The sequence below is a fragment of the Lysinibacillus sp. G1-3 genome (assembly GCF_056322905.1).
Map to the genome: position 1 here is coordinate 1 of NZ_JBWHYQ010000016.1, position 23,220 is coordinate 23,220.

Sequence of the window (23,220 nt, forward strand, 5' to 3'; positions counted from 1 at the left end):
ATCACACACGAAAACAATGGACACTAAAAAAGATGGCTCCGGCAACTTACCGAAGCCATCTCATTGCGGCTTAACTTACAACTACATCCCTTTTTATTAAACTGTCTACAAAATAGGGTTCAGTTCATTTTAATGACGCAAGAGGGCTTTCTTTATTTTAGCAAATGTTTTCGTAGCGAAAGTGAAACGTCAGCTACAAATGTCTCCTTTTGTACCGATAAAAATACAAGATTCATTGCGTAATAATGTCATATATTTATTGAATTATTATTACTCAATAATTTTTTGATCTCGTTTATATAATTGATAGAGTTTAATAAGTGCTCGCTTTTCAATGCGAGATACATAGCTACGAGAAATATTTAAACGTGCAGCGATTTCCTTTTGTGTGAGTGCATCCTGCTGGTTAAGACCATAGCGAAGTGTAACGATTTCGAGCTCACGTTCGTCGAGCATATGCAAATAGTGATATAGTTGTGCAACATGCTCTTTATGTTCAATTTTTTCTGTTGCACTTTCTTCATCGCATTGTAAGAGATCACGGATTTGTAGGGCGTTACCATCCTTATCTGTACCGATTGGCTCAAATAAGGAAACATCTTTTTGCACTTTTTTTTGTGTACGCAGATGCATTAAAATTTCATTTTCGATACAGCGGGCGGCATAAGTGGCAAGACGGGTCTTTTTGTCAGGCGTATAACTTTCTACGGCTTTCATCAGACCAATCGTACCGATGGAAATATAATCATCAAGTTGTTCATGCTTCGGGTGGAATTTTTTTACAACGTGTGCGACAAGTCTCATATTACGTTCAATTAGGTCAAGACGCGCTTGCTCATCACCGCCTAAAAATCGTTCAATACAAGCAGCTTCCTCTTCTTTTGAAAAGGGTTTATGGAAAGTTTGCCCCTTTAAATAGCCAAGTAATGCTGGGATCTCAAGCCATAACTGCAACATAGATGTAAAAATTCCGCTCATTGAATGATTTCATCCTTTCCCCATTTTTCGACAGTATATGTTTTAAAGCTGTGTTAAATGAAAAAAAGTGCAACAGCAAATGCGCTGTTACACTTTTTTTAACGTGAGTGTACTAATCATTAGTAATGCTAGTATAGGGAATAGGAAAAGATAAAATACCGGGTGGAACGTATTAGATGCGAAATACGTTAAAGTTAAGACTGTACCTGCCGCAGTAATCGGTAGCCCTGTGAAATAGCCGTTTGCTTCTGAAATGTTGAAGCGAGCTAATCTCATCGCACCGCAGACGATATACAATACTGTCATTGTCATACCGACAAAACCAAAGTCGACTAAGACAACTTTATACATTAATAATGCAGGTGCCACACCAAATGATATAATATCACTCATAGAATCTAATTGTTTGCCTAAATCAGACACTTGTCCAAGTGCTCTAGCCACCTTCCCGTCATAGCGATCAAGAAGGGCTGCGATAAAGATAAACAAGACACTGTAGCTATAGTATTCATGTAGTGTAGCCATTATGGCCGCGCCGCCGAAGGACATATTACTGATTGTGATAAAATTTGCTGCTTGCGATTTCATTTTCTTAACCGTGGTATCCACCAACTTGTGATAAAAAAACAAGGGGGATCACTCCTTTGCACTTAAGATATTGTACCATTATACTTCGAATGCGAAAAAATTGACAGTCTAAATTAATCGATAGGGGTTTTGTTTTATGAAAGAAAAACTATATCAACGCTTAATTGAATTAACAAACGGTAAGCAATCTTCCCAGCTTTTGCAATCTATTGCAAAAGCAAAGTGGAGTAAACGTATTATTCCTAGTTACATGAAAGTATACGATATTAAACTTGAAGAGGTTGCGAAAAAACAACAACAATTTTCAAGTCTACATGACTTTTTTACAAGAGAGCTTTTAGAAGATGCACGTACAATTGAACAAAATCCCAGTACTTATGTGAGTCCAGTGGATGCCAAAGTAGAATCATTTGGGCGTATCGAATGGGATATGACATTTCTTGTAAAGGGTAAACCTTATTCATTACAAGATTTACTTGGCAATACAGAACGTGCTTCACAATATGCAGATGGGCATTTTATTGTGTTTTACTTGAGTCCCGCAGATTATCACCGAATTCATAGCCCGATTGATGGAGAGGTGTTACGACAGTATACACTTGGTCAAAAATCCTATCCTGTTAATCAGCTCGGTCTTACATACGGTAAAAAGCCAATATCGCACAATTATCGTTCGGTAACGGAGCTGAAAGTGGCAAATAAACAGCAGATAGCGTTTATTAAAGTTGGCGCTACCTTTGTAAACTCTATTGTGCTCACTAATACAACAACCCAGTGGCATAAGGGTCAAGAAGTCGGATATTTTTCATTTGGCTCAACAGTAGTTATGCTGTTTGAAAAGGATGCAATAGAATTTACGGAAAATGTTGTACAAGGAAGCCCAATTCAAATGGGTGAAGCCTTCGCAAATATGCTATAATGGTCGAATAATACGTTTAGATTAGGGGTCGCTATTTTGTATAATTTTTTATTACCAAATGAATTTGTCACGAGTATTTATGAAATTACACCGGAAAAGCTACAAAACTTAGGTATTAAAGGGATTATTACGGATTTAGATAATACGCTTGTGGAATGGGACCGTGCAGATGCAACGGAAGAGCTTATTATTTGGCTTCGCATTATGAAAGAATCTGGCATTCGTGTTATTATTGCGTCGAATAACAAAGAAGCGCGTGTTAAGCAGTTTGCTGAGCCATTAGGTATTCCTTATATTCATAAGGCAAGAAAGCCACTTCGTAATGCCTTTTATAGCGCCATTATTCAATTGGGGCTACGACCGCAGGAAGTAGTAATGGTAGGAGACCAACTACTAACTGATGTAATGGGCGCAAATCGTCTAGGCTTGCATACGGTACTAGTAAAGCCGGTTGCACAATCAGATGGGCTCGTAACAAAATTCAATCGATTTATTGAACGCCGTGTGTTCAATACTTTAAAAAGAAAAGGAATCAGTACTTGGGAGGAAAAAGAATGAACGAAATGCCAAATTGTATTGGCTGTGGTACAACAATTCAAACAGAAGATAAAACAGCAGTTGGGTATGCACCCCCATCATCATTAGAAAAAGACGTGGTCATTTGCCAACGTTGCTTCCGTTTGAAAAATTATAATGAAATTCAACCAGTGTCATTAACAGATGACGACTTTTTACGTATTTTAAACGGTCTTGGAACTCAGCAAGGCTTAATCGTAAAAATTGTTGATATATTCGACTTCAATGGGAGTTGGCTACCGGGACTGCACCGCTTCGTAGGTAAAAATCCTGTGTTATTAATCGCCAATAAAGCTGATTTATTACCGAAATCTGTGAAACCGAAAAAAGTGATTAATTGGCTAAAACGAGAAGCGAAGGCTCTAGGTCTACAACCTATTGATGTACTTTTAGTAAGTGCTCATAAAGGAAAAGGGATGGCTGAAGCGATGGAAGCCATTGATGAGTACCGTAATGGACAAAATGTTTACGTTGTCGGCTGTACAAATGTTGGGAAATCCACGTTCATTAATCGCATTATCAAGCAGGCTACGGGTGAAGGTGAAGTAATTACAACTTCTCATTTCCCAGGTACCACTTTAGATATGATTGAAATTCCACTAGATGATGGTAGCTCATTATATGATACACCAGGAATTATTAATCATCATCAGATGGCACACCATATTGACGCTAGTGAATTAAAATATATTATGCCTAAAAAAGAAATAAAGCCAAAAGTATATCAACAAAATGCAGGACAAACATTATTTATTGGTGCCCTTGCTCGTTTTGACTTTATTCAAGGAGATCGTTCCGCATTTACGGTTCATGTGGCAAATGATTTACCAATTCACCGTACAAAGCTTGAGAAGGCAGATACATTATATGCAGAACATAAGGGTGAGTTGCTTGCACCTCCAACTGCTGAATTTATAGAACAACTACCGCCATTAGTGCGTCATGAGTTCTCAATCAAAGAAGCGAAAACAGATGTTGTATTCTCAGGTCTTGGGTGGATTACTGTGCAGCATGCTGATGTAGTTGTAGCAGCTTATGCACCAAAGGGTGTACAAGTTTCAATTCGCCCATCACTAATTTAAGTTGTACAAGTAGAGAAGAGGGACTAGGAAATGAAGAAATGGTTTGCGGTTATTGGTGATCCGATCGAGCATTCAAAATCCCCAGCGATGCATAATGCTTGGTTCGAGGAACTGTCGATAGATGCGACGTATATTCCAATTCGTGTATCTTCTGAAAGTTTGGAGTCAGCGGTTGCTGGTCTAAAAACATTAGGTGCAAGTGGTTGGAACGTTACAATTCCACATAAAACAGCGATCATTCCTTATTTAGATGAGCTAGATGAGTTGGCAGAAAAAATGGGAGCTGTCAATACGGTTGTCCGTACAAAAGAAGGAAAATTAAAGGGATACAATACAGACGGTGTTGGTTTTGTGCGCTCGCTTGAAGAGGCTGTTGGCAAGTCACATAAAGACAAGCCGGTTCTTCTGATTGGTGCGGGCGGTGCTGCTCGTGGCATAGCTTTTGCTATGCAGCAGCAAGGTTATACGAATTTAACCATTGCCAATCGCACAGTGGCAAACGCAAAGGTAATTGTCGATGAAATGGGTATAGGAAATGCTATTTCTTTAGCAGATGCAGAAGAATCATTAGCTGATTTCGGCATTTTAGTGCAAATGACATCGGCTGGCCTTGCTACGGGCAATTTTTCAATGCCATTTTCATTAGAACAACTTACAGAAGGCGCAATTGTGGCCGATATTGTGTATAATCCATTAATGACGCCTTTTTTAAAAGCGGCTGATGAAAAAGGAGCAACCGTCGTTACGGGTCTTGGAATGTTTGTTCATCAAGGGGCTATTGCTTTTGAGCATTGGCTTGGTGAATACCCGAATACAAATTCAGTGATTGCCCAACTAAAGGTGCAATTAGGAGGATATTAATTTTTATGTTAACAGGTAAACAAAAACGTTTTTTACGTGCAGAAGCACATCATTTAACACCAATTTTCCAAGTAGGAAAAGGCGGCGTTAATGACGAAATGACAAAGCAAATTCGTGAAGCATTAGAAGTAAGAGAGTTGATTAAGGTACGTATTTTAGATAACTGTGAAGAAGACAAGCATGGAGTGGCAGAAGCACTTGCTAAAGGTGCTCATGCAGAGCTTGTACAATTAATTGGACTAACAGTTGTTTTATATAAAGAGTCACGTAATAATAAAAAGATTGCATTACCAAAAGCAACGAAATAAGGTGAAACGATGAAAAAGGTCGGTTTACTGGGAGGTACATTTAATCCGCCACATATTGGACATTTAATGATGGCTAATGAAGTACTTCATGCTTTAGATCTTGATGAAGTTCGCTTTATGCCCAATGCAATACCACCACATAAGTTTGCACCTCATGATGCTAGTGATGTGGAGCGCCTTGAAATGGTAAGGCGTGCAATAAGTCCATATCCGTATTTTTCTGTGGAGTCGTATGAGGTGGATAAGGGTGGCGTATCCTATTCATATAAGACACTTTCTGCGATGTGTATAAGAGAGCCTAATGTGAAGTTTTACTTTATCATTGGCGGTGACATGATTGATTCACTTCATACATGGTACTGTATTGATGAATTAGTGAAGCTTGTGCAATTTGTAGGAGTAAAGCGTCCAGGAACAGAGGCCACAACAGAGTATCCTATACTAATGGTGGAAGCTCCCCAAATCGATTTATCGTCCACACTGCTTCGTGAACGCCTTGCTACTGGAGGAACGGTTACTTTTTTACTGCCAGAAGCGGTAGAGACGTTCATACGAGAGGAAGGTCTTTATGGAACGCGAACAGTACCTAGCGGCGATTAAGCCACGCATGCCTGAGAAGCGCTATATTCATACCATTGGTGTAATGGAAACAGCCATTGAGCTAGCAAAATTTTATGGTGAGGATGAAAAAAAGGCTGAAATTGCAGCCATCCTTCACGATATTGCGAAATATGCAGATATTGAATGGATGGAGCAAATCGTCCTTGATGAAAAATTAGATGCTCGCTTTATTGGCTGGGGTAGTGAATTACTACATGGTCCAGTAGGTGCTTATATTGCAGAAAGCGAATTTGGCATTGTTGATGAGGATATGTTAAATGCTATTCGTTTTCATACAACAGGACGCGTAGGCATGAGCCGTTTAGAAAAAATTATTTTTGTTGCAGATATGATTGAACCGAATCGTAAATTTGATGGTGTTGATCGTCTGCGAAAAAAAGCAAAGAAAAGTTTGGATAAAGTGATGAGCGCTTGTGTACGCCATACATTGGGATTTTTAATTGACACAAAACAACCAATTTATCCATTATCAATAGAATGTTACAACGATATGATGAAAAGAGAGGACAGTGAAGGATGACTTCAACTTTATTACAATCAGCTTACAAAGCAATTGACGACAAACACGGTGAGGATATTGTCGTTTTAAATATGGAGGGCATTTCACTTTTAGCAGATTACTTTATTATTGCTCATGGTAATTCTGACCGCCAAGTGCAAGCAATCGCACGTGAATTACAAGAGGTAGCAGTAAAAGAGGGCTATGAAATTCGTCGTGTAGAAGGCTTTGATGCAGCACGCTGGATTCTTGTGGATCTTGGAGATGTTGTAGCGCATGTATTCCACAAAGATGAACGTGCTTATTATAATTTAGAACGTCTATGGGGCGATGCACCGCAATTAGACATGCCAGAGGCTTAAGGGTGAGTAGCTACGAACGATTTGCACACGTGTATGACGAGTTGCAAACGGATATCCCTTATGAACGTTATGTAGGATGGGTTTTGCAGCATGCACCAAGCACTCAATACCCGAATCTTTTAGATATCGGCTGCGGTACAGGCGTGCTTGGCCTGGCGTTTGCGCAGGCAGGCTACAAGGTGAGTGGGGTTGATTTATCGGAAAGTATGCTCTCCATTGCTGCAGAGCGCTTTGCTGATGCAGGATTACATGTGCCTCTCTATTGTATGTCGATGGATGAATTAGATGGATTTGGGGCGCTTGACGTTGTAACGATTGCTATTGATTCGCTGAATTATGTAATGGACGAAAAAGCAGTTTATTCAACATTAGAACGTATTCATGCTGCTTTACGAGATGAAGGCCAACTGTTTTTTGATGTGCATTCGTTATTTAAAATGAATGATATATTTTTAGACGGTCCGTTTACGTATGACGATGGTGACATTAGCTATGTATGGCATACGGAGCCTGGCGATTTTGAACATTCCGTTGTCCACCAAATGACCTTTTATGTGCGTGATGCTGCGAGTGATTTGTATGAACGCTTTGACGAAGAGCATAATCAGCGCACGTTCTCAATCGATCAGTATATGGCATGGCTTCATGCAATTGGCTTTAAACATGTAGAAGTAACAGCTGATTTTACTGATGAAGGTCCTGAATATGAAAGTGAACGCATTTTTATCCGTGCGGTGAAATAGAAGAACAGCTTGCTGGTAAACTAACTAGCAAGCTGTTTTTTTGCTTTGTGAACAAGTTCTTTACTAAGAAAACAGAATTGTAATATCGATTTTGAAGTGGTGAATAAAGCAGAAAAGAATGTATAATAGCACGAATTATTTTAAGACAATTCGCATATATTATTTACAAAAAGGGGATATTGTAAATAGATAAAATTGTATTTTTGTAAAAAAATACATTGTATGGTGGTGAGAGGTGATGAAAATGAGTATAGCGGTAATCCAAAAAACACAAGAATCCATTGACTTAGCGTTTCAAACTAAAGACGCAGATTTATTAGAAAAAGAAACACAATTCCTTCTATATTCTCTTGGGGATTCTATCCCTGATACATTTTCAGAATCAGTTCGATATATTCAATTAAGAGAAACAAAATTAAAGTCATCTGAAAAATTCATGTCGGACACAATCAAACTATTTTTTGATCAAGTATTAGAACTATTGGATGAAAAAAATCAGAAAAAAAATGAGTTAAGTGCTGTTAAGTTGGCATTTGAAAAATTGTTTTTAGAAACGACAGATTGCGGATATATAGATTATGATTATGATATAGCCGAGTTAGTCTCTACTGAGCAAGCAGCAGAATATTTAGGGGTTTCAAAGCCAACTATTTATAAGTATCTAAATAATGGTCTAGAATATAAAATAATTAACAACGTTAAAAAAATTCCTAGAGTTGCACTTAAATTATGGTCCGATCCAGTTATATCGTTTGAAATGCAATGGATACACGAAGAGAAAAAACGTAGAGCCCAAACACTGGAAGAAAAGTTGGAGGTTATCCAAGGTAGAATAACTGAATATGAAATTGAATATGGCGGAGAGTTTGAATATTTGTATGGAAATAAAAGTGATAGCCTAATTGATGGATTAGATGAGGCTGTAGACGTTTTTGATTGGAAGGGGTATATAGTGCAGAAAAATGCTTTATTAAAGCAAATACAGGCTAAGAAAGGTACAAATGCCTAAATTAACTGATTATGCACCATTATTAACTCGCTTCAATCCAATCTTACGTCAACCTACAGATTTATTAATTGAAGATGGTCCTATTAATCCAGACAATACAGTAATCAAAATTACATTACTTTCTTAGTGGTTTTTATGGCGAAACCCAACTTAGGGTTCGTGAGTGGTTTGATAAAAATGACAATAAAATACAATACTGCTATTCATAGAAAAAAATAGAAAGAAGCCTGGTCATATCAGTGCCTGGGAAAATGAGCACCATTTTGTCCTCACCACATGCTACAAGAGGGGCTCAATAGTGATCCACACCATCATCATCATCATGTAACAGGGGATAGGGCACAGTTGCAGGATAATTGGACAATAAGAGATTTAGTGAGTGTGTAACCTTTGTGGAAGAGTTTATTCGTGAAAATAAACCGTACGATAGTAAGATGTTGTAATCAGCGTTCTGAAAATAAAGAAAATATTAAGAAGTGGTTTGTGTTTATGCATACAACCGCTTCTTTTAATAATGCTATAACCGAAGGGCTATCAATAAGTTTTGTAATGAAAATCCTGATTACAACAATTGAGTTTGTCACGAAAGGGAACAGAAAATCGCAAAATAATAAGATATAAATCATTTTCGATTCAGAATACCTTGCAGGCTAAATAAACGAAATAATTGTAAGAGTAATTTTTCAAACTACCCAATTAAAGGAGCTGAAATTATGTGGCACTTAACAATGCAAGATAAAAAAGCATATGAAAATGCGATGAGACTATTTATTTACGAATCAGATGAAGAGTGGACAGATTACCTTGCCTATGCAAAGGAAAATGATATTGATCCATATAAGGAAAAGAAGCAAGAGTTAGATGTAATACGCGATAGTTTAATGAACTATTTACCACTGCGATTTCATACATATATTTTAGATAGTACGTTGAATACACCAGATGTTCCTAAACATGTACGAGAAGATTTTTTAGGATGGAGAAATGAACAGGAGCAGCTATTTGAAAATATTCTCGATGCAGCATATGAGGAAAAGCAGAAAACGTTAGTTTATATGAAACCGAAGGAGAGAGAGGTCTTTGAACAAAGCCTTCATGATGCAACAATAGTTAGTATTCAACGTAATGCTACTCAAGTTGAATTAACATTTGATATGGCAGGGGGCTTTACTGCAAAATCAATCATTTCTCTAACATTTAACAAAATTTTAAGTGAGGTAGGTCAAGTAGAACCAGAGCAGTTTTATATTTATGATGAGCTCAGAAAAACAGCGAATGGAATGGCACTACGTGTTATTTTTGATTGTCCAGAAGTGGAATGGACGATTGAAGCAGCGGAGTTAGACGCTGAATTTTATTATCGCCCAAAAACATATATTGATTTTGCTGAAAACGGTAATTTTTCTACATACGTTCAAACATTGCAGCTAGAGCATGGTTTAATCTTTATTACACCACAATTAAAAAAACGAGTAATCGGGATTCAGCAACACGCACCGTTTTTAGTTTTAGAAAATAGCAATCTATATGAAAATGATCAAGGCGTTTTTGTAGATACAATATGTGTGGCAGACAAATTAGATGATTGTATTCATTTTTTACATACAGATACATATGAAGACCCGTATGCACATTTTAGTGAGCCAGTACCAATACAGGACTTGGAGGAGGCGGCCCTCGGTACGGATTTAGAGTTAAAGGTTCGCGCATGGAATACAATGTATGCCAATCCAGTACAGCTCGCGGAGAAGATTAATCATATTTTAATGAAGATGAATCCTGCTCAAGAGGATGATATGATGCAAAATGTGTTTATTCGCCATTTTTACAATGAGGGAATCTTAACGACTGAGCTCCAAGCGAAATTTAAAGATATCTTAGCAGAATAACGCTTGTAGAAAGTAATGCTGAAAAGAGGTGGGACAAAACTGGTCGAAACATTAAAAAGTGCGAGAAATCAATTTAGAAACGTTGATTTCTCGCGCTTTTTTGATGTGAAAATTTTTATACGCAAATTATTAGTGCGGTCAGATAATGTTGTATGAAGGTAGATGTCGATATTTTTCGAAAGTTGGTAGATAAATTAAAAAAGTTGGTTGATAAATCGATAAAGTTGGTCGATAAACAATCAAAAGTTCTCGATAAATCTCAAAACTGCAGCTCAAAATTTATGACCATAAAAATAAAAGTGACGGATAGAATGTCAGAAAAAGAGTTCTTCACCAAAATGTTTGAGAAAGCAACACATTGTGTTCACCTCCACATGATGAGTGGCGATCTTACTAAAGTCTAGGGTCGACAGGATCACTTTCGAGTGCTAATGTCCCGAGTACACATTCATGAATACGGGCAGTCGATTCACCTTTAACAAAACGTTCTATTCCTTCTAGTCCGAGTGCGAATTCGCGCAATGCATGCTTCATTTTTTTACTTGGATTACGTTCCTTCAGTTTCGTTAAATGTGAAGGCTCTAAATAGTCCATACCATAAATAATTCGTAAATACTCACGACCACGTACTTTAATTGCGGGCTGAATGAGCTTGCCATTATATTTTGTGACAAATATTTCAGGTTTAATAACAATACCTTCATGACCAGCAGCAGTCATTTCCTCCCACCAAGTAATGATCTCCTGTTCAGAAGCTTCATCCGTAATGACTTTAAACTCTGTTTCAATAAATAGTGTTGAATTATTGGCGAAAAGTCTATTCATTTCCATATGCCATATATGCGGTTTATGGAAAAACGTTTCCGAACTATGTGCTAATACATGGAAGGGTGCAATTTGAATAGATGAAGCATCCTGGACATCCCAACAATAATTTTGGTAAACAGTTGAAAATCGTTGTGCATTTTCAAGTAATCCCTGATACTCCTGAAGCCATTCTGAAACATCGGTTTGTACTGTGTCACGTAGTTTCTCCATAAGCTTTGTGCGGTCCATTAGTGCTTGCTCAGCTACATGTGCATACTGTTGATCGATTAGTTGTTGCGCTTTTAAGTTCCAAGGTAAAATTTCTGCATCGAGTAGTACGAAATTTGTATTAAACTGTTCGAAATAATTTTTCTCTATTAATTCTGTATGAAGTTGTTGCAAAATTTTTTGTTCCGTCTCTTTATCGAAAAACCGTCTTCCTGCTCTAGTTGTAATTATACCAAGTGTTTCTGTATCAACGTATTCCTTTGCAATAAGCGCATCTTTAAACAGTAAAAGAACAGCGCGACTGCCCATATGTTTTTTCTCGGCAATCATTGTCTGGACACCGTGCTTTTTATAATAAGCAAATGCTTCAGAAGGGTGTTCCAACGTATCTGCTAACGAAGATGTTTGTGGTGTTGGGCTCATCGTTGGTGGAATATAAACTAGCTGTTCTAACGGCAATGCATAATGAGAAACACTGTCGATCGCTGCCTTTGCATGAGCACCGCCTATTTGTACATTGTTAAAGTAGGCAGTTTCCACTGTGAATCCTTCTAAAAATGCCCCGATGTTTGGTGGTGTAAAACGTTGAGCTTTTGCCTCAATTAGAGGATTTCGTTCGATACCGGCATAGTTTTTATACGCCTTCACAAACTCAAATGTCTTTTCAGGGTAGCGAAAAGCAGTTAGCTGCCCCCCAAAAACAACTCCTTGATCAATATTCAACGTATTATTTAGCTTTAACGGCTGAATTTTAGGATCATGCCCCCAAATAATAAGCTGTGATGTTTGATGCTCTATAAACCAATCATTACGAATAGGCTTTCCAGATTTATCTTGCCCTTGAACATCACCGTAACGACAGAAATCAGAAATTCTTGTCGATTGTTTGCCTATATAACGGTCACGGATACCTGCGTGTGTAACTACAGCTGAATAAATGCCATTATTCACTAACAAATAGTGAGAGGGAGCAGCAAGTAAACATTTTGCGAGACGAGCTTTTAAGGAATTTGTTTTCTCTGCTCCGTAATCTTCTTCATAAACGTTAAATTCAGCTTCAACTAGCTCATCCCCATGATGTAATGTTACTTTGCGTCCATCTAACCAACGAGCGATTTTCCAGCCATGATTACTGTCAGTCATATAAGCAAGCCCACGCTCAATATGGCGATCGAAAAAGTCCATCGTTGCGATTGATTTTGGTCCTCGGCTCATAATATCTCCAACTGAAACAAAGCGTCGACCTTGTGGATGAATATAGTAACCTTCCTCATTCTCTTCGTAGCCTAGCTTACCAAGTAATTCGATAAATTCATCAAAGCAAGCATGAATATCACCAATAATATCAAGTCCAGACTCTACATTTAACAGTAGCGGCGACTTTTGTCTTGATAATGTTAGTCCATCCGTCTCTGTTACAAAATAGGTTTTAGTAAACGACTCTTTTTTAATAAATCGTTTTTCTGATTTTAATAAGCGTGCCTGCTGTTTAATACGTTTACTACCTCTTGGGTCTTTGCGCAAAGTATCTCGATGTAACAATTCATCAAGAGGAATGTCCAATACAATTGCACTAACAGGGACATGTAGTTTTTTTCCAAGCGAAATATATTTTTGACGTTCCTCTGATTGTAAATGTGTAGCATCAACAAAGGTACATTTATTTAATGAGCTTCTAGCCTCTATTACGCGTTCCATAACTGCAAAGGCTTGTGCTGAAATAGCGAAATATTCATCATATAATAAATCTGCTTCTTCCTTCGAATGATGTTGAAAATCGATATAATCCGTATCGGAAACAAGTGTCCGATATGCATCAGAGCTAATAATTTCAGAAGGAGAAAGCATACCTGTATTAACCCATTGTTGTAAAAGAGTAGATTTTCCACTATTGGATGGACCAATTAGCAGAACAATCCCTGCATGTGGAATCTTGATGTTCATACATTCTCCTCCTTTTTCGTATAAATGCACATTTGGGTAGGTTGTCCGTATATATCATGTTGATCGCCGATGCCAGTAAATGAAAGCGCATATTGTTCATTGCGATTCATCGCATGACACCACTCTTGAAATTGTTGGCGTGTCCATTCAAATCGGTGATCATCATGACGCATTTCATCTAATTTGTATACAGCATTGTATTCAGCATTTGGTGTTGTCACAATTAATGTTTGAGGACTATATTGAGTTAAAAGCAACTTCATTATTTTAGGTAATCGTTCCTCATTAATATGTTCAATGACTTCACATAAAACAATGACGTCTTTATGTTCTAATCGTGCATCGAAATAAAATAACGAGCCCCATGTAGGTTTTGGGGTTACAAATGCATCCTCTAAACCTTCAAAACGCTTGATTGCTTTTTTCATTGCAGCTTCACTTGGTTCAACCGCAAGCAACTCATCAATTCCTTTAACATAGGCAAGTAAACTTGAAAGCTTTCCTTCACCAGAACCAAAGTCAACGATTGATGATTTTCGAGGTAGATTTTTAATGGCTTCAACAATTTTTTCGTAGCGTAATGTATTGAGTGACCGCGTTACATTTTGTGGTGCTGTGTTACCATCATATAAATGGGAGAAGCGTAGAGCTTTTTTATAAATAAATTCTTTCATTGGATGTGTATTTAACCAACCTTCTCCGTATCGTTTCAGCTTATCAACTTCCAATTCATCGATAAAGTAGTGCTTATAATCATCTAAAACGGGGATCAGTACAAAGAGATGCTGTAGTGCTTTTTGTAGTGTAATGTCTGCAGATAATGTGAGAAAACGCGCGCGATGTTCGTTATTCAAAGCTTCGATCTTTACAGTGTATCCAAGAGGTTGAAACAATTCATTTATTGCTTCATTTGTCATAGCTGAAGCGATTGGACCGAATTCAAATGAAAATGAAAATGCTTGAGCTACCCATTCAATATATTGTTCTTTTGGTTTGCCATTTAACGCAGTACCTAAAGCAGAACGGATAAGGGATAAAAAAATACTACTAGCGGCGAATTCACGGTCATTAATATAATGTGTAATATCAAGTGCATTGTCATTTTGAACAAGAGCGAGTGCATTTGGTGTAACAAATATTGTCACAACAAGGCTTGTTTCAGAAAGCTCGTGATAAACAAGTCGAACGAAATGATCTTTTACACGCCGTTCATATAAATTATTCGGATTTTTTGATAGTAAGTAGGAGATTGCTTTCACATTTTCTCCCGTTGCCTGTATTGTTAGCTGCATATTCTTCCTCCATTCAGTACGCAAAGGCATTATGTATTTTTTTATTGTGACTCATCACCAAAAGTTGTAGATGACATTTGTTAAAATGTTAGCCATATATATTGGTTGAGTGGAGACTGGACCATGGACCCGAGAATGCGCCCAGCTGGAACGGAAATCAACCACACGTTTCAGTGATGAGCCCTTATTATTCAAAGCATAACATAATTTTACTTCATTATGTCAGTGTCATAATAAGCAAAGGTCAAAGTTGCTTTCGTTTTTGTCTTAATAGATAAATTATCTTTTCAACGCATGAAGGATATTGTAAGATGAAATAGACTCCATATGATTACCTTTTGCAAAGGAAAGGATGTTAGTTGATGATCCAATCTTTTTGGCAAAAGTATAAAAAAAGTATGTTGTTCCCCGGCATACTTGTTATCAGTGGACTTAGTTACTTCTTTTTTTCGAGTTCTGACTCTTCACCTCCCCAAGAAGAGCTTATCGAAACAATCCAACCTATTGAACAATATGAAATAAAAGAATCTGTTGATGAAGCGGTCAGACAGCAGGTATTTGTTGATATAAAGGGTGCTGTTATGTATCCTGGTGTCTATGAGCTACAGTCCGATAAACGCATTATAGATGCCGTACAGCTTGCAGGTGGCTATACCCAGGATGCTGATACGCAACTCATTAATCATGCGCAAAAAGTGGAGGATGAGATGGTTATTTACATTCCTCAAAAGGGTGAAAAGCTGGACGAAATTACGTCCTCTATTTTGACGATGCCTACTAGCGGAACTTCACAAGGCGACAACGGTATGAAAGATCAAAAGGTCAATTTAAATAAAGCAGATGAAGCAATGCTTACGACATTATCAGGTATTGGTCCATCAAAGGCGCAAAGCATTATTTCGTACCGTGAGGAAAATGGTGGCTTTAAAACAATTGAGGATTTAAAAAAAGTGAGCGGTATTGGCGACAAAACATTTGAGAAGCTAAAGGATTTTATTACAGTTAAGTAATGGTAGCAGGCGTGTTGATTGAGAAAAACAGGTTTATTATTGAGCGATAAAATGATTTTTTTGTTGCTATTTTGCTAATATATGCCCATTTTAAATGAATGTAGCGTAGGGCTACTCGACTCCCGCGGGAAAGCGAGACAGACGAGACCCTGCACGGAGCGGATGTTTTCTGTGCGACAGCAACGAAGCGGAGGAAGCGGCTCGACGCTCGCCCGCAGCGGAAATCAGTGCCTTCTAATTAATTAGAGTGGATAAAAATGGTTAATCAATATACCTGTAATGGCAGTAAGTTTTGAGATATTGACGACTCTTTTCAAAAAGGGCTACACTATAGTAGAAAAGGACTGTTGCAATAAAAGCACAGCGTAAATAATCAATATAAGTAAATTTTCGGAGGTAGTCATATGGAGCGAATTACTTGGGATCAATTTTTCATGGCGCAAAGCCATTTACTCGCATTACGTAGTACATGTACAAGGCTTGCAGTAGGAGCAACTGTCGTTAGAGATAAGCGAATTATTGCAGGTGGCTATAATGGTTCAATTACAGGTGATGAACATTGTATAGAAAATGGTTGCTATGTAGTTGATAACCATTGTGTGCGCACAGTGCATGCTGAAATGAATGCACTACTACAATGTGCTAAATATGGGACGCCTACAAAAGGTGCAGACTTATATGTTACACATTTCCCATGTCTACCATGTACGAAATCTATTATTCAAGCAGGTATTGAACGTGTGTATTACGCTACGGATTATAAAAATAACCCTTATGCACAAGAGTTATTTGAAAAAGCAAGTGTAGAGGTAGTACACGTTCCGTTTGATGAACGTAAAATCGACTTCTTAAGCGACGAAAAATTAGCCTTGTACATAGACATGCTAAATGAACTTCGTGAGAGTGGTATGCCAGCAGAAAAATTGCTTCCATATGAACAGAAGGTGAGTTCATTATTTGGCAAAAAGCTTTAAAGCATAAATGGATTTACGTAGCACTAGCTGTACTTGTTGCTTCAATAGCGGCACACAAGTCAGCTTGGCTACTTGCCGTTCTTCTACTTTTCACATTCTGGCTTAAATGGAAAGGTGAAATACGTTTAATTTCAGCTCTTGTGATTGTCTTTGGATTTCTTTCCTATTTCTTCATCGTTACATTTCAACTGACGGATTCTTCCCCTCTACCGTCAACATTCCCAATAACTTGGTCGAGTGAATATAAAATAAATGGTCAAAAGCTCAGAGGCTTTGTAAAAACTGAAACAGATGAGAAACTGTATGTCGTCTATACTTTTTCGTCAGAAGAAGAGAAAAGCTTTTATGAGACTACGTCATTGACAGGTAGGACCTATTTAGTTCAGGGAGAACTAATAGCACCCCTTCCACCCGCACATGCGTATGCGTTTTCTATGGAAAAATATTTAATCAGTAAAGGTGCTAGGGGAATATATGAAGTTTCAACCTGGACCTTTATAGAAGAGAGAAAAACCATTCGTTCGTTTCTTGCTAAACAGAGACACTATATGAAAAAACATATTGAAAAAACATTCCCGAAGTCGCTAGTTGCAGAAGCACAAGCACTTCTAATAGGATTGCAGGATCAAGTCGACCATGATCTTCAAAGAGCCTATCAAAAACTAGGCATCACACATATATTTGCTATCTCTGGTTTACATGTGGCGTTTGTCTCATGGTTGTTTTTTGAAGGTCTTCTACGTATAGGCGTAAGGAAGGAAATAGCGACCTTAGTGTTACTCATCATCTTACCTATATATGGTGTGATAGCTGGTGGTGCTCCTTCCGTATGGCGTGCAGTATCTGTCGTAGAATTAATCATGTTAATGCGGTACTTTAGGTGGCATGTATTTATTGATGATGCACTAGCCATTAGCTTTATTTGTTTTGTTCTTCTTGAGCCAGGTGTCATTTATCAGATTGGCTTTCAATTGTCATATTTAGCAGCGGTAAGTCTCGTCTATTCAGCTGTCATTTTTAGACGTTTTGCGAACTGGTTAATCCGCTCATTTTTCATTACATTCGTGTGCCAGCTTCTTGTTTATCCATTATTGCTCCATCATTTTTATGAAATTTCTATTTCTTCATTTTTAGCAAATATTATTTTCGTACCACTGTTTTCCTTTGTTATTCTGCCTTTTAATATGACTTTGTTTGTTATAACCATACTATCAAAGCCAGTAGCAAAAGCTTTATTTGATATGTACGAGCCGCTCCGTATTTGGCTTGCGAAGTTTATTTTATATCTTCAGGATTTGCCGTTTCAGCTGTGGTCGCCAGGGAAGCCTGTGATATGGCTTATTTGCGTGGCGTTAATAAGTGTATTAGCTGGCCTCTATTTTATCGAGATAAAACAGTATGGTAAATTTGCAGTTGTGATCTTTATTCCTGCATTATGTATTCACTTTTTACCGATGCTGTTTAGCGAAACTAAACTGACATTTTTAAATGTTGGTCAAGGTGATTGTACAGTTATTGAATTACCGTTTAGAAGGGCTGTGTATGTCATTGATTCAGGAGGCTTACTACGCTTTGAGCAGCAGGATATATGGAAGACGTCAGAAAGTCCATATGAGGTCGGGAGACAAGTTGTTGTACCGTTTTTGAAAGGAAAAGGGATACGAAACATTGATATTTTTATCGTCACTCATGCGGATGCCGATCACGTAGAGGGCGCTGAAGAGATTTTGCAAGAGATTAACATGCATGAAATTCACCTCACTCCAGGTTCAATGGACAAGCCAGTAATGCGGGATTTACTGATGGAAGCCAAAAAGAAAAAAGTTCCTGTGAAAGAAAAAATGAAGGGAACAGCGTGGCGCATAGGAAACACTAGTTTTCATTATTTATGGCCCCGTGACACTCTTTATGAGGGCAATGACGATTCGATCGTTTTATATATGCAACAGGGCTTATTTCGAGCATTGTTAACAGGTGACTTAGAGGAGCATGGCGAACAAGAGCTTCTTCATCTTTACAACAAGAAGTTAGCGAATATGACATTGTTGAAGGCCGGGCATCATGGTAGTAAAACATCAAGTATTGAGCCATTTGTAGAGCTGTTACGGCCTGAACTAACCATTTTCAGCGCTGGGCTCAATAATCGCTACCGTCATCCACATAAAGAGATTGTGGAGCGTTTTACAAGTCGACATTTATCTACATTAACAACTGGAATAGATGGGACGATTGAAGTAAGAATTCGTAAAAATAGTTGGTCTGTGCAATAGGAAAAAGACCTTGTCCAATGAGCAAGGTCTTTTTCCTAGACATAAAATAATTATCTAGATGCTACTTCTACTATAATTGCGATAAGAAACATAAGCGTAAACATCCCAAATGATACACCGAAGCCAACTCCAGAATCGATTGCATCGTTGCGGCGACATTGTATGTTTTTTCCTTCAAATGGATTCATTGTTATCCCTCCAATTCTGTTATTTATTATAAGACATCAATTTCATAAAAGCTATAAAGAAACGGAGAATTTGCCATATGGCAAGGAATCGACACAATTCAGTCAAAGTCACAAAGGAATATAAATCATGTATACTAGTAGTATTGCTACATGGAGGGAAAATTATGATTTCAACGGTTTGGAATAATATTAAAAAAGGACAGCTCTCACCAGTTTATTTACTAGTTGGTGAAGAAAGCTATTTTATAGACGAAACAGTTAAACGGCTAAAAGAAGCGATAGGACCCGAAGAAGAGATTGAAATGTCAACATTTGATTTGGAAGAAATGCCAGTGGATGTCGTTATAGATGAAGCAGATACAATTCCTTTTTTCTCTGAGCGAAAACTTATTATTGCTAAAAATGCATCTTTTTTAAAGGCAACAGAAAAGGGAAAAGAAAAAATTGACCATGATATAAAACGTTTAGAATCATGGCTCGCTAACCCTTCTGATTTTTCAGTAACAGTATTTATCGCGCCATATGAGAAATTGGATGAACGTAAAAAAGTGACAAAGATGATGAAGGAGCATGCGTTATTAGTCCAAGCTGAAACACCAAAGGAGCAGGACTTAGCTGTGTGGATACAAAGTATAGTGAAAGCAGAAGGCAACAGCATAAATCAACATGCAATTGAGCAGCTTGTCGCAATGGTTGGACCGAATATGCTACAGTTGCAAATGGAAATTGAGAAGTTAACTATTTATGTAGGCGAGGGTGGTGAAATAACTGCCACACTAGTCGAGGATTTAGTAGCAAAAACATTAGAACAGGATGCCTTTAAAATGTTAAATGCTTACTTTGCAAACGATTCTGTTGGAGCATTGTCTATTTATCACGATTTACTGCGTCAAAAGCAAGAACCTATCATGCTTGTTGGATTGCTTGCATCAAATGTGCGTACGATGTCCAATGTCTTTTATTTATTAAAAAAGGGTTATCATCCACAGCAAATCGCAAAAAATTTAAAAATACATCCTTATCGTGTCAAGTTAATGGTTGAGCAGCGTAATCGTCCGTCAGAGGAAAGCTTATTGAAGGCTTTATATCAGTTAGCAGAGGTCGATTTACAATTGAAATCAACAGGAGGCAATCGTGAGCGTTATTTAGAACTCTTCTTACTGCGCCGACTTTAAGGGAATAACGGTTGTGTAGAAATGAAAACAACTATTGATGAGCTGTCCGAAGCAATATGGGCAGCTCTTTTAGGCGTAATTAATTTTTCTTATAAATTAAAAAGATCAGCAACTCTTAATAGAGTATACTGATCTTTTACAACAATTACGCTTTTTTAGCAAGGCGAGACTTTTTACGAGCCGCCGCGTTTTTGTGGATAAGTCCTTTTGAAGCTGCTTTATCTAAAGATTTGTAAGCTGCTTGTAAAAGTTCTTGTGTGTTTTCAGCTTTAGCAGCAACAGCGTTTTCAGCTTTTTTCACTGTAGTACGCATTGCAGATTTAGCTTTTGTGTTAGCAGCGTTAGCTTTTTCGTTAACTTTTACGCGTTTAATCGCAGATTTAATGTTTGGCATATGTTTCACCTCCTAAAATAGGTACGAGATGATATCTTCTCATTAATTTCTTGTGTCAATACAACAAAAATCATTTTAACAAACGCTTGGCCAAATTGCAATAGATAAATGCAAAGAATATTTACTTGACAGTTTGAACAAACTACTGTTGAGGTGAACTGTATGCAAAATTTTAATTGGCAACGTACAGATTTAATCGATGAATCTGAAGAGGTTGTATTACATCAAACGAAAGAACAAAAAGAAACGCTTGAAGAGTCGAGTGGTATTCAAATTGAAGATCGGAATGCTGGTAGGGTAAAAATCACTGATGTAGTTGTGAATGCAGAAGGCGAACAACAAATTGGGAAAAAGAAGGGGCAGTATATTACCCTCTCTGTGCCTACTTTGACGTTGGAAGATCGAGATGGATTTGAGCAGCTTGAGAAAGAATTGCTTGTGAATTTTAAAAAAATGCATGAATCCATGTCATGGAAAGAAGATGACAAAATATTAATTATTGGTCTAGGTAATCGTACAATTACACCTGATGCTATAGGACCATATCTTATTGATCATTTGCATAGTTTAGATGTAATTGATGAAAAATTCGTCATGTATGCGCCTGGTGTAACGGGTCAAACAGGATATGAAACGGGTGAATTTGTAGCGGCGATAGCTGAACGATTAAAGCCAAAATTAATTATTGTTGTAGACGCACTTGCAACAAGAGCTAGTGACCGCTTATGTAAAACAATTCAATTAACGAATACAGGGATACACCCTGGTTCAGGCGTAGGAAATAAGCGTAAGGAAATCTCATATGAGATGCTTGGCATTCCTGTTACTGCAATTGGTATCCCAACAGTAGTTGATGCACCTGTACTAATTGCCGATGCTGTAGAGGTAATGCTACGTTCTATAGCTGCACGAGTGTCAGAGCGGAGTAAACCTTCATCAAAATTATCATTGTCTTCTTGGCAACCAGATATAAATAAAGAACTAGACATGTCTTTAGTACAGCCGATTTTTGGTGAATGGGCAACATGGTCTAAAGAAGAGCGTCAACAATTGTTTGCAGAGACTTTCGCCGGCTCTCATAACCAGCTGATGGTTACTCCAAAAGAAGCCGATTATTGGATAGATAATTATGCAAAACTCGTATCATCTATGCTTATGAATTGGGCAAATAATCTATAATTTTTTCCGTTCTAAAAGGCACATCCTCTCCATACGATAAGGGGAGGAGGGTGTGACTTTGCTAAAAAAACTACAGTGGTCATTTGGTTTATTATTGTTCTTCTTCGTATTACCTGTCATTGCTGGGCAACTTCCGTTCAACAAGCAAGCATCGACTCCGATTAAAGAGCCAGAGGATAAACCAGTCGTGTTTGCCGCTACTAATTTACCTGAACAAAGTTTCCTTGAGGAGACAAAAGAGGAAACAAAAGAGGAAATAAAAGAGGAAATAAAAGATCCATTTAAAGTATTGTTAGTATTTACGCATTCAGAGGAAGCATATCAACCAATGGTGCAAGCTGTTAGCGGAAAAGCGGCAGTTTATGATGACAAAACAAATATTTTTAGTTTAAAAGATACTATTTCTAAGCATTTTAGTATGAACGGTATACAAACGGACGTTTTAGATGTTGATGTGATGAAGGAATTAAAACGTCAGAAAAAACTTTTTCCGGCAGCTTACAACGTCGTACGTCCTTATTTAGCAAAACGTTTACAAGAGCAATCCTACGATTTAGTGATTGATTTACATCGAGATTCTGCTAGGAAAAATGCGACAACGATAACTCATAATAATGAATCATATGCACGGATTGCAATTGTCATTGGTGCTGAGCATAAAAATTATAGATGGAATACTGCGTATGCAGAAAGTTTATCAGCTACAATGAATGAAATTGTGCCGAAAATTTCTAGAGGTGTTATATCAAAAAGTGGTGACACTGTGGATGGACGTTATAATCAAGATTTAACAAAAGAAATGGTCTTAATTGAAATAGGTGGAATTGACAATACAGAAGAGGAATTAAATCGTACAATTGCTGTAATAGGAAAAGCAATAGCAAAATCTTTCGTTACAGAAAAACAATAGTATTAGAGATTATCATAATAGTCTCTCTTTTTGCCAATTAGGCGTTGCATTTAATATTTTTTTAAAAGAATAAATGATTGCAAAAATGCTAGAAATTTTTTTAGAAAAAATTGTAGTTAAGCCTTTTAATTATTCGTTTCTTGCCTTATAATTTTCGAGTCAGCACATAAAGATTTGACTTTGAATTGTAAAAGTTTTGAGGCATATGCAATAGGCGAAATACGCTTTTGAAGCATCTACCATTTTTGGAGATGCTTTTTTGATGGGTAAAATGAACCTTTATTCCAAAAAGGATAAAGGGTAACTATACATATGAGAAGAATTTCGTGTTGTTTATGTGATAAAATGTAAACTTTTATAAATACTCATTCGTCAATTATATAAGTGAATGCACTGATTCAATCGTTAAAAGGG

At 37.5% G+C, this 23,220-nt stretch carries 24 protein-coding genes; 18 read left to right on the top strand and 6 right to left on the bottom strand.

What is annotated here, in order from left to right:
- Positions 1-270: 270 nt before the first annotated feature.
- Complete coding sequence (gene sigK / locus ACVYAD_RS17160) at positions 271-978, bottom strand: RNA polymerase sporulation sigma factor SigK (protein WP_049667745.1); 708 nt, start codon at positions 976-978, stop codon at positions 271-273.
- Between the two features lie 87 nt (positions 979-1,065).
- On the bottom strand, positions 1,066-1,566 hold the full coding sequence (gene pssA, locus ACVYAD_RS17165) for a CDP-diacylglycerol--serine O-phosphatidyltransferase (RefSeq protein ID WP_386827752.1): 501 nt from the start codon (positions 1,564-1,566) through the stop codon (positions 1,066-1,068).
- A gap of 136 nt (positions 1,567-1,702) precedes the next feature.
- On the opposite strand from pssA, the gene ACVYAD_RS17170 reads away from it, so the two are divergent.
- The 12 genes from ACVYAD_RS17170 (at position 1,703) to ACVYAD_RS17225 (ending at position 10,435) form a co-directional block, all read left to right on the top strand.
- On the top strand, positions 1,703-2,485 hold the full coding sequence (locus ACVYAD_RS17170) for a phosphatidylserine decarboxylase (RefSeq protein WP_349660067.1): 783 nt from the start codon (positions 1,703-1,705) through the stop codon (positions 2,483-2,485).
- Positions 2,486-2,521: 36 nt separating this feature from the next.
- Positions 2,522-3,043 carry a YqeG family HAD IIIA-type phosphatase gene (locus ACVYAD_RS17175; RefSeq protein WP_349660068.1) on the top strand — a complete coding sequence of 174 codons (522 nt, stop codon included), beginning with the start codon at positions 2,522-2,524 and terminating at the stop codon, positions 3,041-3,043.
- Positions 3,040-4,143, top strand: coding sequence for a ribosome biogenesis GTPase YqeH (yqeH, locus tag ACVYAD_RS17180; RefSeq protein ID WP_349660069.1), 1,104 nt, complete (start codon positions 3,040-3,042; stop codon positions 4,141-4,143). The genes ACVYAD_RS17175 and yqeH overlap by 4 nt, the downstream gene beginning before the upstream one ends.
- A gap of 30 nt (positions 4,144-4,173) precedes the next feature.
- Positions 4,174-5,004: a shikimate dehydrogenase gene (aroE, locus tag ACVYAD_RS17185; RefSeq protein WP_476427270.1), complete on the top strand. Its 831-nt coding sequence runs from the start codon at positions 4,174-4,176 to the stop codon at positions 5,002-5,004.
- Between the two features lie 5 nt (positions 5,005-5,009).
- Complete coding sequence (gene yhbY, locus ACVYAD_RS17190; RefSeq protein WP_349660071.1) at positions 5,010-5,312, top strand: ribosome assembly RNA-binding protein YhbY; 303 nt, start codon at positions 5,010-5,012, stop codon at positions 5,310-5,312.
- A 9-nt stretch (positions 5,313-5,321) separates the two neighbouring features.
- Entirely contained in the window at positions 5,322-5,912 is a 591-nt protein-coding gene (locus ACVYAD_RS17195; protein ID WP_349660072.1) for a nicotinate-nucleotide adenylyltransferase, read from the top strand.
- Complete coding sequence (yqeK, locus tag ACVYAD_RS17200; protein WP_476427271.1) at positions 5,881-6,453, top strand: bis(5'-nucleosyl)-tetraphosphatase (symmetrical) YqeK; 573 nt, start codon at positions 5,881-5,883, stop codon at positions 6,451-6,453. Before ACVYAD_RS17195 ends, yqeK begins: the two co-directional genes overlap by 32 nt.
- The gene (gene rsfS, locus ACVYAD_RS17205) at positions 6,450-6,794 is read left to right on the top strand and encodes a ribosome silencing factor (RefSeq protein WP_349660074.1); all 345 of its coding nucleotides are present in this window, start codon (positions 6,450-6,452) and stop codon (positions 6,792-6,794) included. Before yqeK ends, rsfS begins: the two co-directional genes overlap by 4 nt.
- 2 nt (positions 6,795-6,796) lie before the next feature.
- Positions 6,797-7,537 carry a class I SAM-dependent DNA methyltransferase gene (locus ACVYAD_RS17210; RefSeq protein WP_476427272.1) on the top strand — a complete coding sequence of 247 codons (741 nt, stop codon included), beginning with the start codon at positions 6,797-6,799 and terminating at the stop codon, positions 7,535-7,537.
- Between the two features lie 244 nt (positions 7,538-7,781).
- Positions 7,782-8,546: a helix-turn-helix domain-containing protein gene (locus ACVYAD_RS17215; protein WP_476427273.1), complete on the top strand. Its 765-nt coding sequence runs from the start codon at positions 7,782-7,784 to the stop codon at positions 8,544-8,546.
- Positions 8,539-8,673, top strand: coding sequence for a hypothetical protein (locus tag ACVYAD_RS17220; RefSeq protein WP_476427274.1), 135 nt, complete (start codon positions 8,539-8,541; stop codon positions 8,671-8,673). Before ACVYAD_RS17215 ends, ACVYAD_RS17220 begins: the two co-directional genes overlap by 8 nt.
- A gap of 586 nt (positions 8,674-9,259) precedes the next feature.
- Complete coding sequence (locus ACVYAD_RS17225; protein ID WP_476427275.1) at positions 9,260-10,435, top strand: DUF4085 family protein; 1,176 nt, start codon at positions 9,260-9,262, stop codon at positions 10,433-10,435.
- A gap of 393 nt (positions 10,436-10,828) precedes the next feature.
- On the opposite strand, the gene ACVYAD_RS17230 is transcribed toward ACVYAD_RS17225, so the two are convergent.
- Together ACVYAD_RS17230 and ACVYAD_RS17235 are read right to left on the bottom strand one after the other, a co-directional pair.
- The gene (locus ACVYAD_RS17230; protein WP_476427276.1) at positions 10,829-13,414 is read right to left on the bottom strand and encodes a polynucleotide kinase-phosphatase; all 2,586 of its coding nucleotides are present in this window, start codon (positions 13,412-13,414) and stop codon (positions 10,829-10,831) included.
- Positions 13,411-14,706: a methyltransferase domain-containing protein gene (locus ACVYAD_RS17235; protein ID WP_476427277.1), complete on the bottom strand. Its 1,296-nt coding sequence runs from the start codon at positions 14,704-14,706 to the stop codon at positions 13,411-13,413. The genes ACVYAD_RS17230 and ACVYAD_RS17235 overlap by 4 nt, the downstream gene beginning before the upstream one ends.
- 362 nt (positions 14,707-15,068) lie before the next feature.
- On the opposite strand from ACVYAD_RS17235, the gene ACVYAD_RS17240 reads away from it, so the two are divergent.
- The 3 genes from ACVYAD_RS17240 (at position 15,069) to ACVYAD_RS17250 (ending at position 18,960) form a co-directional block, all read left to right on the top strand.
- On the top strand, positions 15,069-15,716 hold the full coding sequence (locus ACVYAD_RS17240) for a helix-hairpin-helix domain-containing protein (RefSeq protein WP_476427278.1): 648 nt from the start codon (positions 15,069-15,071) through the stop codon (positions 15,714-15,716).
- 404 nt (positions 15,717-16,120) lie between these two features.
- Positions 16,121-16,690 carry a ComE operon protein 2 gene (locus tag ACVYAD_RS17245; protein WP_476427279.1) on the top strand — a complete coding sequence of 190 codons (570 nt, stop codon included), beginning with the start codon at positions 16,121-16,123 and terminating at the stop codon, positions 16,688-16,690.
- Positions 16,691-16,830: 140 nt separating this feature from the next.
- The gene (locus tag ACVYAD_RS17250) at positions 16,831-18,960 is read left to right on the top strand and encodes a DNA internalization-related competence protein ComEC/Rec2 (protein ID WP_476427280.1); all 2,130 of its coding nucleotides are present in this window, start codon (positions 16,831-16,833) and stop codon (positions 18,958-18,960) included.
- 50 nt (positions 18,961-19,010) lie between these two features.
- Here ACVYAD_RS17250 and ACVYAD_RS17255 read toward each other — a convergent pair whose 3' ends face one another.
- The gene (locus ACVYAD_RS17255) at positions 19,011-19,148 is read right to left on the bottom strand and encodes a YqzM family protein (RefSeq protein ID WP_349660086.1); all 138 of its coding nucleotides are present in this window, start codon (positions 19,146-19,148) and stop codon (positions 19,011-19,013) included.
- A 164-nt stretch (positions 19,149-19,312) separates the two neighbouring features.
- Here ACVYAD_RS17255 and holA point away from each other — a divergent pair, with 164 nt between their 5' ends.
- On the top strand, positions 19,313-20,323 hold the full coding sequence (gene holA / locus ACVYAD_RS17260) for a DNA polymerase III subunit delta (RefSeq protein WP_476427281.1): 1,011 nt from the start codon (positions 19,313-19,315) through the stop codon (positions 20,321-20,323).
- Between the two features lie 145 nt (positions 20,324-20,468).
- Here holA and rpsT read toward each other — a convergent pair whose 3' ends face one another.
- On the bottom strand, positions 20,469-20,717 hold the full coding sequence (gene rpsT, locus ACVYAD_RS17265; protein WP_079562884.1) for a 30S ribosomal protein S20: 249 nt from the start codon (positions 20,715-20,717) through the stop codon (positions 20,469-20,471).
- Positions 20,718-20,879: 162 nt separating this feature from the next.
- On the opposite strand from rpsT, the gene gpr reads away from it, so the two are divergent.
- Both gpr and spoIIP read left to right on the top strand, forming a co-directional pair.
- Entirely contained in the window at positions 20,880-21,896 is a 1,017-nt protein-coding gene (gene gpr, locus ACVYAD_RS17270; protein ID WP_349660088.1) for a GPR endopeptidase, read from the top strand.
- A 52-nt stretch (positions 21,897-21,948) separates the two neighbouring features.
- Entirely contained in the window at positions 21,949-22,806 is an 858-nt protein-coding gene (gene spoIIP, locus ACVYAD_RS17275; protein ID WP_476427282.1) for a stage II sporulation protein P, read from the top strand.
- Positions 22,807-23,220: the final 414 nt, after the last annotated feature.